The 12,651-nt window shown below is 70.9% G+C and carries 6 protein-coding genes; 2 read left to right on the forward strand and 4 right to left on the reverse strand.

Translation table 11 applies throughout. The annotated features are described in order from the left end of the window. The first annotated feature begins 122 nt into the window (after window positions 1-122). On the forward strand, window positions 123-6,530 hold the full coding sequence (locus IPK24_09655; protein ID MBK8075816.1) for an SDR family NAD(P)-dependent oxidoreductase: 6,408 nt from the start codon (window positions 123-125) through the stop codon (window positions 6,528-6,530). Then, window positions 6,527-7,885, forward strand: coding sequence for an aminotransferase class I/II-fold pyridoxal phosphate-dependent enzyme (locus tag IPK24_09660; protein MBK8075817.1), 1,359 nt, complete (start codon window positions 6,527-6,529; stop codon window positions 7,883-7,885). Before IPK24_09655 ends, IPK24_09660 begins: the two co-directional genes overlap by 4 nt. A gap of 31 nt (window positions 7,886-7,916) precedes the next feature. Here the strand turns inward: IPK24_09660 and IPK24_09665 are convergent, their stop codons facing one another. From IPK24_09665 to IPK24_09680, 4 genes are all read right to left on the reverse strand, one after another. After that, complete coding sequence (locus IPK24_09665; GenBank protein ID MBK8075818.1) at window positions 7,917-9,014, reverse strand: 2-oxoacid:ferredoxin oxidoreductase subunit beta; 1,098 nt, start codon at window positions 9,012-9,014, stop codon at window positions 7,917-7,919. Continuing rightward, on the reverse strand, window positions 9,011-10,873 hold the full coding sequence (locus tag IPK24_09670) for a 2-oxoacid:acceptor oxidoreductase subunit alpha (protein ID MBK8075819.1): 1,863 nt from the start codon (window positions 10,871-10,873) through the stop codon (window positions 9,011-9,013). Before IPK24_09670 ends, IPK24_09665 begins: the two co-directional genes overlap by 4 nt. 133 nt (window positions 10,874-11,006) lie before the next feature. Beyond that, complete coding sequence (locus tag IPK24_09675; GenBank protein MBK8075820.1) at window positions 11,007-11,795, reverse strand: amino acid ABC transporter ATP-binding protein; 789 nt, start codon at window positions 11,793-11,795, stop codon at window positions 11,007-11,009. Continuing rightward, on the reverse strand, window positions 11,792-12,646 hold the full coding sequence (locus IPK24_09680) for an amino acid ABC transporter permease (GenBank protein MBK8075821.1): 855 nt from the start codon (window positions 12,644-12,646) through the stop codon (window positions 11,792-11,794). The genes IPK24_09675 and IPK24_09680 overlap by 4 nt, the downstream gene beginning before the upstream one ends. Window positions 12,647-12,651 lie beyond the last annotated feature (5 nt).

The raw sequence follows: 12,651 nt of genomic DNA on the forward strand, positions 1-12,651 counted from the left end.
TGTGGTTCAGATCACATACGGCGCCTGCCCCCGAGGCCCGGTGCTCAGCGGTGTATCCACCGCGGAGCTGAGAAATGCCTCGGCACGCCAGTGATCGTTCACGGCACAAGGGGTGGGAATTCATGGTCGATGCGGCCATCGTCGGGATCGGCTGCCGGCTTCCGGGTGGGGTGCACGGACCACAGGAACTGTGGCGCTTCCTGCTCGACAAGGGCGACGGCATCGTCGACATCCCGCCGGATCGCTGGAGCCTGGAGAAGTACTACGACCCCGATCCCGAGGTGCCGGGCCGGATGTACACGCGCCGAGGGGGTTTCCTCACCGACGACTACAAGCGGTTCGACCCCGAGTTCTTCGGGATCTCCGCTCGTGAAGCCTCGATCATGGACCCGCAGCAGCGCCTGTTGCTCGAGGTGGCCCACGAGGCCCTGGACGACGCGGGTCACGCGGGTACCGTCGCGGGCCGGCCGGTGGGCGTGTACATCGGCGGCTTCACCATGGACAACCAGATGTTGCGCCACAGCGGTTCTGCCCGGGCGGCGATCAACAGTCACACCGCCACCAGTGGCACGTACACCATGCTGTCGAACCGGGTCTCGTTCGTGTTCGACCTGCGCGGCCCGAGCATGACGATCGACACGGCGTGCTCCTCGTCGTTGGTGGCGCTGCACGAGGCCGTCTCGGCCCTGAGTCGCGGCGAGATCGAGATGGCGATCGTCGGCGGGGTCAACGCGATGCTCACCCCCGAGACCTTCGTGGCCATGTGCAAAGGTCGCTTCCTCGCCCCCGACGGGCGCTGCAAGACCTTCGACGCCTCGGCCGACGGGTACGCCCGGGGCGAGGGTGCCGGCGTCCTGGTGCTGCGCCCGCTCGATGCTGCGCGCAAGGACCGCGACCGGGTGTACGCCGTCGTGAAGGCGACCGGGTCGAATCAGGACGGCCGGACCACGGGCATCACGGTGCCCAACCCGCAGGCCCAGGCCGATCTGATCCGTGAGGTCACCGCCCGGGCGGGGATCGACCCCGCTCAGATCGGCTTCGTCGAGGCCCACGGCACCGGCACCGCGGTCGGCGACCCGTTGGAGATGGCGGCGATCGGGCAGACCCTCGGCACGGCGCCGGGGCGTCGTGAACCGGTGCGCGTGGGTTCGATCAAGGCCTCGGTCGGGCACCTCGAGGCGGCGGCCGGGGTCACCAGTGTGATCAAGGCGGCGCTGACCCTGTTCCACCGTCAGATCGCCCCTCAGGGCTGGCTCCAGGAGCTGAACCCGGCGATCCCGTTCGCCGAGCACGGGCTGCAGGTGGCCGCGACCGCCGAGCCGTTCCCCGAGGGGTACGACGTGCCCGCGGCCTCGGTCAACGGTTTCGGGTACGGCGGAACGAATGCGCACGTGGTGCTGGTGGCCGGCGACCGGGACGACGCTGCGCCGTCCACATATGCTCTGCTGCAACGGGATCGATCGCCGATGGCGCGCGTGTTCCCGTTGTCCGGCCGCAACGAGGCCGGGGTGAGTGCCTTCGCCGCCGCAGTGGCGACGAGGCTGGACGAGATCATCGTGGCCGACCCGTCGACCGCCGCGGCGGATGCCCTGGCCGATGCGATCTGGGTTCGCCGGGCGCACCAGCCGGTGCGCGCCGGGGTCGCCTATCGCGACGCCGAGGATCTGCTCGGCCAGCTCCGGGCGATCGCGGCCGGCGCTCAGCGTGCCGCGCAGCGAACCCTGCAGGACGGCGCGGGTCCGGTGTTCGTCCTGTCCGGCATGGGGCCGCAGTGGTGGGGCATGGCACGCACGCTGCTCACCACCGAGGGCACGTTCCGGGCCACCGCCGAGAAGGTCGACGCGATCTTCACCGAGTTGTCCGGCTACTCGCTGATCACCGAACTGCTCCGGCCCGAGGAGCAGTCCCAGGTCACCTCGACCCCGATCGCCCAGGCCGGCAACTTCCTGGTGCAGGTGGCCCTGGCGGCCCAGTTGGCCGAGTTCGGTGTGCAGCCGTCCGCCATCGTGGGGCACAGCGTCGGCGAGGTGAGCGCGGCGTACCTGTCCGGCATGCTCAGCCTGCGTGAGGCCGTCACGGTCTCCTATCACCGGGGCCGGCTGCAGGCCCGGCAGGCCGGCACCGGCGGCATGCTCGCCGTCGGGTTGGCCGAGGACGTGGCCGCGGCACGCATCCGCGACCTCGACGGGGTCGAGATCGCCGCGGTGAACAGCCCGACCGGGGTGACCCTGGCCGGTGACAGCGCGCCGCTGGCACAGCTGGAACAGGAGCTGGCCGCCGAGGGGGTGTTCGCCCGGGCGCTGCGGGTGGAGGTTCCCTACCACTCGCACCTGATGGACCCGATCCTGTCCGAGTTGCGTTCCGAGCTCGCGGTGCTGAACCCGGCCGGCCCCACCCTGCCGCTCTACTCCACGGTGACCGGGGCACGGGTCGATGCCGACTCGGACGGCTGGGGTCCGCGGTACTGGGCTGACAATGTGCGCCGTTCGGTGCGTTTCGCCGACGCCGTCGGCGCCCTCATCGAGGACGGCCACCGGGTCTTCCTCGAGGTCGGCCCGCACCCGGTGCTGTCCGGCAACATCCGCGAGGTCCTGCTGCGCCGCGGGGAGACCGGTGCCGTGTTCTCGACGCTCAACCGCACCCGGGACGACGTCGAGAGCGTGCGCACCACGCTGGCCGAGCTCTACTCGGTGGGGGCGTTGTCGACCGCGAACCCACCGGATGGCCTGCTGGGACCCGTTCGCCAGCAACCCCTTCCGACGCACGAGTTCCAGCGGGTCGACCTCTGGGTGGTCGACGAGCGGGTCGACCGTGAGTTGCGTCCCGACCCCGAACGGTTGGCCCTTCCCGGCGAACGCACCGATGCCACGGCCGCGGAGTGGGAGATCGGGGTCAGCGTGGCCGCGTTGCCGTGGATCGACGACCACGTGGTCGCCGGTATGCGGCTGCTGCCCGGCGCCGCCTATCTGGACGCCGCGCTGTCGGCCGCCCGCGAGCTCACCGGGCGCGCGACCTCGATGCTCAGCGACGTCCGGTTCGTCAGCCCGCTGGTGATCGGCGACCACGAGGCGCCGGTGGTGCGGACCAGCGTGGACGGCGACACCAACCGGTTCACCGTGCGATCCCGCGCCGCCGATGGCACGGCCTGGACGATGCACGCCCGCGGTCGCATCGTCGACGGGGACGCCGTCCCGGTCACGGTGCCGGTCGCGACCGGCTCGACACCCGAGGGCACCGAGGTGATGGTCATCCCCGGTGAGGAGTTGTACCGCCTGCTCGACCAGGCGGGTCTGACCTACGGCCCGCAGTTCCGCCGGATCGTCGAGGCGCGGGTCAGCCAGGACCAGGTGGTCGCGCTGATCGATGCCGAGCTCGCCGACGGCCGTCGCCACCAGGTCCATCCCGGCGTCCTGGATGCAGCGTTGCAGTGTGTCGCCTCGTGGGTGGCCGTCGGGGACGGCGACCGGCAGGCGATGGTTCCCGCGGCGGTGGCCCGGGTGCGCCAGTTCCGCGCCGTCCCGCCGCTCGTCGAGGCCAGGGTCACCCGGCTGGTGCCGCTGCCCGGTGAGGCCGACCTGGTCGCCGACATCGTGCTCGCCGAGCCGGCCGGTGAGGTCGTGATGGAGCTTGCTCGGGTGCAGTTCCGCCCGATCGCGCCGCGCCCGTCCGCGCTGGCCGAGCTCGATGGCCTCTGGTACGAGCCGATCCAGGTGCCGCTGCCGGAGCTGCCCGCTGCCGCGGCCGTGACCCCGGCGCTGCTCGTGCTCGCTCTGGACAAGGGTGCCAAGTACTGGGCCGACCGGTTGGCCTTCGCCGCCGACGGCCGGGTGATCGTGGTCGACCCGGAGCGCCATACGCACCCGGACGACGTCCGCGATGCGGTGCTCCCCGCGCTGCGCCAACTCACCGAGGTTGCCACCGGACCCGCGGTGATCGCGCTGTCGGCCGTCGGCACCTGCGACGAGGTCGACGACGCGACGACGCGAGAGCTCACCGCCGCCCCGGCTGCCCTCGCGGGTCTGGCCCGGGCGGTTCAGGTCGTCCTCGACGAGGCCGCGGCCTCCGGATCACCCGTGCCGGACCTGCAGGGCGTGGTCCTCACGCGGGGCGCGGTCATGGTGCAGGGCGACCGGGACGGCGATCTGGTCGGAGCCACCCTGGTCGGTGCGCGTCGGGTGCTGCGCAACGAGCAGCCGGCGCAGCACTGGCGGTTGATCGACCTCGACGGGAGCATCAGCACCGCCGAGGTGCTGCGTGAGATCGCCTCGGGCCGTGGGGATTCCCCCCAGATCGACGAGGTGGTGCTGCGGGCCGACGGGGTGCGGCTGGGGCAACAGGTGCAACGCACCCTGGCCGCCCGCCGCACCAGGCTCGACACTGCCGGCCCGGCCGGACCGGCCGGCGTCGCTGCGCGGCGTGAGGTGAACTTCGCGCTCGAGGTGCCGTCGTCCCACCTGCTCGACGAGCTGGGCTGGCGGCAGGTGGGCCGGCGTGCCCCGGAGGCCGGCGAGATCGAACTGCGGATCGATGCCCTGGAACTGAACTACAAGGACGCCCTCAAGGCCCTGGGCATGCTGGGTGAGACCGACCTGGCCGGGACGTACTTCGGCATGGGGATCGGCATGCACGGCATGGGGGTGGTCGAGCGGATCGGGTCGGGGGTGCACGGTGTCGCGGTCGGCGATGTGCTGATGTTCGGTGCTGCGGGTATGGCGCGGCGCTACCTCACCGTGCCGCTGGCCGAGCTGGTGTACGCCGCGGCGCCGAAGTCCTGGACGGCGGCGGACTTCGGGTCCGGCGTCCCGTTGATGACGGCCTTCTTCTGCGTCCACGACGCCGCGCGTGTCCAGCCGGGCGAGACGGTGCTCGTGCACGGCGCCGCCGGTGGGGTCGGCATGGCCGCCACCCTGATCGCCAAGGCAGCCGGTGCCCGGGTGATCGCGACCGCAGGCACACCAGAGCGTCGGGCAGCCGTCCTGGCGCACGGGGCCGACGACGTCCTCGACTCCCGATCGCTGTCCTTCGTCGAGGAGGTCCACCGGCTCACCGGTGGTCGCGGCGTGGACGTCGTGATCAGTTCTGCCCCGGGTGAGTTCGTGGCTGCCAACCTCGACGTCGCGGCCGAGTTCGGCCGAGTCGTCGAGGTCGGCAAGTCCGAGGTGTTCACCGGCCGGGCGATCTCGTTGAAGCCCTTCGAGAAGAACCTCAGCTTCATCTCGATGGACCTCGATCGGATGACGAAGGTACGACCCGAGCGGGTCCGCGAGATCCTCGGCGAGCTCACCCGTCGAGTCGACGACGGGTCGTACGCCGCGCTGCCCGGGCACCTGGTACCGGCCGCGCGGGCCGGTGAGGCGCTCGCCGCGGTGATGCGTTCGGAGCACGTGGGCCGGATGGTGCTCGACCTGACCGAGACCCCGCCGGTGCGGCCACCGGCGCCCGAGGTGTTCGTGGACCCCGACGCCCGCTATCTGATCACCGGTGGCTTCGGGGCCTTCGGCCTGGCGACCGCACGCTGGCTGGCCGGGAAGGGGGCTCGGCACCTGGTGTTGGCCGGACGCAGCGGGGCCACCACCGCCACCCAGAAACAGGCCCTGGCGGTGCTCGGGGCGGCCGGGGTGGACATCCGGCAGGAGCGGCTCGATGTGGCCGATCCGCTTGCCGTCCAGCAGCTGATCGATCGGCTCGCCACCGGGCCTGCCCCGTTGCGAGGGGTGTTCCACACCGCGGGCGTGATCCGCGACGAGCCCTACCCCGACCTCACCCTCGGAGCGCTTCGAGAGGTGGTGGAGCCCAAGGCGATCGGTGCGCTGAACCTGCACCGTGCGGTGCACCGGGCCGGGGTGCAGCTCGACCACTTCGTGCTCTACTCCTCGGTCACCTCGCTGGCCGGCACGGTGCCGCAATCGGCGTACGCCGCAGCCAACGCCGTGCTGGACACCCTGGCCTGGCAACGTCGTGCCGCGGGTCTGCCGGGCGTCGCGGTGAACTGGGGCGCACTCGAGGGCGGGGGTATGGCCGAGGCGTCCGACGAGGTCAGCCGTTACCTCGCCCTGCTCGGGCTGCGCTCGTTCGGCATGGACCGGGCGTGCGAGTACCTCGAGGTGATCCTGGGGCTCGACGCGGTGCAGGTGGCGGTCGCCGGTCTCGACTGGGCTCGCTGGGGGCAGACCCATCCGGCGAGTGCGGCCACGCTGCGCTATGACGAACTGGTCCGGTCCGCCGGCACCGGTGAGTCCGCCGCCGGGGCACTGCGCACCGAATTGGCGGCGTTGCCCGCCGACCAACGCACCGAGGTCTTCGGCTACGTGCTGTGCGAGCAGATCGCCGCCGTCCTCGGGGTGCCACCGGACACGGTCGACGTGCAGACCCCGCTGCCCGAACTGGGGCTGGACTCGCTGATGGCCGTGGAGTTGTCGGCCCGGATCGCGACCTCCCTCGATCTCGAGATCTCGGCATTGGAGTTCACCCGCGGCGGCGGTGTGACCAGTCTGGCCACGCGGTTGCTCGACCGGATGGGAATCGCATGAGCGAGCAGTCCCGGGCCACGGCCGCCGCGTTGCTGGCCCGTCTGTCGACCGGTTCCGCCGAGATCGCCTCGGCACCGTCGGTTGCGACATCGTCGGGCCTGCGCCGGATCAATCGGCTGGAGGACCTACCCCAGGTGCGCCAGTCTCTCGACCGGGACGCCGCCTTGGCGGCCGGGGTCGGGGCGGTCGGCCTGCACAGTCCGTACTACCGCTCGCACGAGGGGGTCAACGGGGCGACCATCACCCTGGACGGCCAGCAGCTGGTCAACTTCTCCAGCTACAACTACCTGGGGCTGGCCGACCATCCAGCGATGCTGGCCGCCTCCCACGACGCGATCGACCGGTACGGCACCACCAGCGGGGCGACCCGCATCGTCTCGGGCAACATCGGCTTGCACGACGAGCTGGAGCGCACGATCGCCGAGAGCCTCGGCGTCCAGGACGCCACGACGGTCGGCAGCGGATTCCTGACCAACGCCTCGGTGATCTCCTTCGTCCTCGGTGAGGGCGACGTGGCGATCTGTGATGCGTTGGTGCACAACAGCATCGTCGCCGGGACCCTGTGGTCGCACAGCCGCCGGATGCAGTTCAAGCACAACGATCCGGTGGCCCTCGACGTGCTGCTGGCGCGGGTGCGACCCCATTTCGGTACCGCCTTGGTGATCCTCGAGGGCGTCTACAGCATGGACGGCGACATCGGTGCGCTGCCGGATCTGATCGAGGTGTGCCGTCGGCACGAGGCCCTGGTCATGGTCGACGAGGCGCACTCGTTCGCGATCCTGGGCCAGACCGGGCTGGGCGTACGTGAGCACTTCGGCTTGGCCCCCGACGCCGTGGACATCTGGATGGGCACCCTGTCCAAGGCGCTGGCCAGCCACGGCGGATACGTCGCGGGCAGCCACGAGTTCATCCAGGCCTGCCGGATGTCCGCGCCCGGCATGAGCCTGTACGCGGCGGGTCTGACCCCGGCCACCGCAGCCTCGGCGTTGACCGCGATCCAGCTGGTCCAATCCGAACCCGAGCGATTGGCCCGGCTGCGGGCCAACAGCGCCTACTTCCTCGCGGCGGCGCACGAAGCCGGACTGGACACCGGGCCGTCGCGGGGCACCCCCATCATCCCGATCATGCTGGGGTCCTCACAGCGGGCCATGGCGTGTGCCGTGGCCCTGGCCGCCCAGGGGATCAATGCGAACCCGATCCTCTATCCCGCGGTGCCGGACGGCGAGGCGCGGCTGCGGTTCTTCCTGTCCAGCGATCACACCACCGCGCAGCTCGACCAGGCGATCGCCACCGTGGTCTCCGTGTTGGGCGTGGTGGACGCCGGAGCGTTCCCGGGGGCCGGCCCGTCGGTCTGAGCCGACGGATCCGTTGACGGACCAGCGCGGCTCAGTCGACCGTCCAGGTGTCCTTGCCGGCCAGCAGCGCGTACCAGTCGTCGTCCGTCGCCGGGCCGCCGGCAGTCTGGACGGCGCCGTTCACCTGCGCCCGCACCGCATCGTCGTAGGCCGGCCGCTCCACCGAGCGGAACACCCCGACGGGCACGTGGCGCAGCGTCGGTTCGTCCAGCCGCGACAGGGCGAACGCCACCGACGGGTCGTCGGCGTGGGCATCGTGCACCAGCAGCCCGTCGGTGCCTGCCTCGGCCACGTTCACCACCGACAGTCCGCACCCGGCACCCCGGACGACGCCCAGCGAGCCGAGGCCGTCCTCTGCCGGAGGGCCGAACCGGATCGGTTGGCCGTGCTCGAGGCGGATCAGCCGGTTCGCCGACTCGTCGGCGTCCTTGAGCACGTCGAAGGCGCCGTCGTGGAAGATCGGGCAGTTCTGGTAGATCTCCACCAACGAGGTGCCCCGGTGCAGGGCGGCCTCGCGCAGCACCGACGTCAGGTGCTTGCGGTCGGAGTCCAGCGTGCGGGCGACGAAGGTGGCCTCGGCGCCCAGGGCCAACGAGACCGGGTTGAACGGGGTGTCGACCGATCCCAACGGCGTCGACTTGGTCACCGAACCGGGCTGCGAGGTGGGGGAGTACTGCCCCTTGGTGAGGCCGTAGATCTGGTTGTTGAACAACAGGATGGTGAGGTTCACGTTGCGCCGCATGGCGTGGATCAGGTGGTTGCCGCCGATCGAGAGGGCATCACCGTCGCCGGTCACCACCCACACCGACAGGTCGGGCCGCGAGACCGCCAGCCCGGTGGCGATCGCCGGCGCCCGGCCGTGGATCGAGTGCATGCCGTAGGTGTCGAGGTAGTAGGGGAACCGCGACGAGCAGCCGATGCCGCTGACGAACGCGATGTTCTCGCGCGGCACGTTCAGTTCGGGCAGGAAGGACTGCACCGCGGCGAGGATCGCGTAGTCGCCACACCCGGGGCACCAGCGCACCTCGGAGTCGGAGGTGAAGTCCTTCTTGGTGAGCTTCACCGGAGTCCCCGGGAGCGTGCCCGGGCGGGTGGCCGGGACGGTGGCGGTGCCGTTCTGGGTGCTCACAGTGCGCCCTCCTGGGCGAGCTTGACGATGGCGTCGGCGATCTCCGCCGAGGTGAAGGGCAGGCCGCGCACCCGGTTGTACCCCACGGCGTCCACCAGGTACCGGGCGCGCAGCAGCAGGGCGAGCTGGCCGAGGTTCATCTCCGGCACCAGTACCCGCCGGTAGCGGCGCAGCACGTCACCGGTGTTGGACGGGAACGGGTTGAGGTGGCGCAGGTGCGCGGTGGCCACGCTGACGCCGCTCTCGCGCGCCAGCGTCGCTCCCGCGGCGATCGGTCCGTAGGTCGACCCCCACCCGATGACCAGGACGTCGGCCGCGCCGTCCGGGTCGTCGACCTCGAGCGGCGCCACCTCGACGCCGTCCACCTTGGCCTGACGCAGCCGGGTCATCAGGTCGTGGTTGTCGGGGTCGTAGGAGATGTCGCCGGTGCCGTCGGCCTTCTCGATGCCGCCGATCCGATGCGCCAGACCCGGCGTGCCGGGACGGACCCAGGGCCGGGCCAGGGTGTCGGGGTCGCGGTCGTAGGGCCGGAACACCGGGGTGCCGTCGCCGGACTGGGCGTTGGGAGCGGTGGCGAACTCGACCTGCAGGTCGGGCAGGTCCTCGATCGCCGGGATCAGCCACGGTTCGGAGCCGTTGGCCAGGTAGCCGTCGGACAGCAACAGCACGGGGGTGCGGTAGGTGGTGGCGACGCGTACCGCCTCGATGGCGGCGTTGAAGCAGTCCGCCGGCGAGCGGGGCGCGATCACCGGAACCGGGGCCTCGCCGTTGCGCCCGAACATCGCCTGCAGCAGGTCGGCCTGCTCGGTCTTGGTGGGCAACCCCGTCGAGGGGCCGCCGCGCTGCACGTCGACGATGATCAGCGGTAGCTCGAGCGAGACGGCCAGGCCGATGGTCTCGCTCTTGAGCGCCAGTCCGGGGCCGGAGGTCGTGGTGACCCCGACCGCCCCGCCGTAGGCCGCGCCGAGGGCTGCGCCGACGCCGGCGATCTCGTCCTCGGCCTGGATCGTGGTCACGCCGAACCGCTTCAGCCGGGCCAGCACGTGCAGGATGTCGGAGGCCGGGGTGATCGGGTACGAGCCGAGCACCAACGGCAACCGTGCGCGGTGCGCGGCGGTGGCCAGCCCGTAGGCCAGGGCGGTGTTGCCGGTGATGTTGCGGTAGCGGCCGGCCGCGGCGGGAGCAGGCCCCACCTCGTACCGGACCGCGAACACCTCGGTGGTCTCGCCGTAGGCCCACCCGGCCCGGAAGGCGGCCAGATTGGCGGCCAACAGTTCCGGCGTGGCGCCGAACTTGCCGGTCAGGAACCGTTCGGTGCCCTCGGTGGGCCGATGGTAGAGCCACGAGAGCAGACCGAGGGCGAACATGTTCTTGGCACGCTCGGCCTCCTTACGGGTCAGCGCGAACGACTCCAGTGCCTTGACCGTCATCGATGTCAAGGGCAGCGAGTGAACGCTGAACGAGTCGAGGCTGCCGTCCTCCAAGGGGTTGACGGCATAGCCGACCTTGGTCAGGTTGCGCTTGGTGAAGTCGTCGGAGTTGACGATGATCGTCGCCGCCCGGGGCAGGTCACGCAGATTGGCCTGCAACGCGGCCGGGTTCATGGCCACCAGCACGTCGGGGGCATCGCCCGGGGTGAGCACATCGTGATCGGCGAAGTGCAGCTGGAAGCTGGACACGCCCGGCAGGGTGCCCTGCGGCGCGCGGATCTCCGCCGGGAAGTTGGGCAGGGTGGCCAGGTCGTTCCCCAGGGCAGCGGTCTCGGCCGTGAACCGGTCGCCGGTGAGTTGCATGCCGTCGCCGGAGTCACCGGCGAAACGGATGATCACGCGAGCGACGCGTTCAATGGTCTTGGTCATCGTGGGGTCAGATCCTGTCTGCGCTGGAGTGCGGCTCTGCCGTGGTGCGGAAAGCGTGGCGACGCTCCCGATCGTAGGCGTCTACTCCATGAAACGTTCCGCGGGGCCAGTTCATCCGTCGACTTGGTCACAATCACCAGCGATGTGCTGCCACGATCCGGCTCAGGAACTGCTGAGTGCGCTCCTGCTGAGGATCGCCCATCACCTGTGCCGCACTTCCCTGCTCGTGCACGTGTCCGGCATGCAGGAAGCACACCCGGTCGGCCACCTCGCGGGCGAAGCCCATCTCGTGGGTGGCCACCACCATGGTCATGCCCTCCGCCTTCAGCTCGCTGATCAGCGTCAGCACCTCCCCGACCAGCTCCGGGTCGAGGGCCGAGGTGACCTCGTCGAACAACATCAGCACGGGGTCGTTGACCAGCGCCCGGGCGATCGCCACGCGTTGCTGCTGTCCGCCGGACAGCTCGTCCGGGTGCGCGGCGGCCTTGTCGGCCAGGTCGACCCGCTCCAGCATCGCCATCGCGCGGGTCCGCGCCTCGGCGAGCGGCACGCCGTGAACCCGGGTCGGCGCGAGCGTGATGTTGTCGAGCACGGACAGGTGTGGGAACAGGTTGAACGACTGGAACACGATGCCCATCCGGGCACGCACGGCGTCGGAGTCGATCCGGGGGTCGGTGATCTCGCGACCCTCCAGCTCGATCACCCCGTCGTCGACCTCCTCCAGCAGGTCGACGCAGCGCAGCAGGGTCGACTTGCCCGACCCCGAGGCGCCGATCAGGACGACGACCTCGTGCGGCGCGACGTCCAGGTCGAGGCCGTTCAGCACCAGGTTGCGACCGAAGGCCTTGCGGACGCCGCGGGCGCACAGCAGCGGCGCCGCGGCGGCGGGTTCGGTCGTCGAGGGAGTCGGCTGATCGCTCACAGTCGACCTCCTTGAAAGGTGTAGCCCTGGCGCCGGGCCAGGGCATCGGTGATGCGGGTCAGCGGCACCGAGATCGCCACGAAGAGCAGCCCGGCCACCAGATACGGGGTGAAGCTGGCCTCGTCGGCGGTGGCGATCTGGGCATACCGCAGCGCGTCGAGGGCACCGAGCACCGAGATCAGCCCGGCGTCCTTCTGCAGGCTGATCACGTCGTTGAGCAACGGCGGCACCACGCGTCGTACCGCCTGGGGCAGCACGACGTGGCGCAGCGTCTGGGTGGTGCTGAGCCCCAGCGACCGGGCGGCCGCACGTTGGCTGGGGTGGATCGACTCGATCCCGGCGCGCAGGACCTCGGCGACGTAGGCCGAGTAGGTCAGGGTGAGCGCGACGGTGCCGAGGATGCCCGGGCCGGTCGGGATGCCCTGCAGCCGCAAACCCGGCAGGCCGAACCCGATGACGAACAGCACGATGATCACCGGCATGCCGCGGAACAGGTCGACGTAGCCCGTGGCCAACGCCCGGACCGGCCAGAACACCGGGCCGCGCAGCGTCCGCAGGATGGCGATGATCAGCCCGAAGACCATCATCAGCACGCTGCCGGCCAGCCAGACCCGCACGTTGAGCCACATGCCGGCCATCACGTCGGGCAGCGAGTCGAGCGCCACCTGCGGGTCGAAGAACGTCGCCTGGATCCGCGGCCACCCCGGGGAGTTGACGATCCCGAACCCGAGCAGCACCACCAGGACGACGCTGCTCGCCAGCGCGATCAGCCACGACCTCCGGGTGCGGGAGCGCCAGTAGCGCTCCCGCTCCCGTTGCCGGGCCGAGGGGGTCCAGGTCGAACCGGGCACGTCAG

The organism is Kineosporiaceae bacterium (assembly GCA_016713225.1).
In the GTDB taxonomy this organism is placed as follows: Bacteria; Actinomycetota; Actinomycetes; order Actinomycetales; family Kineosporiaceae; genus JADJPO01.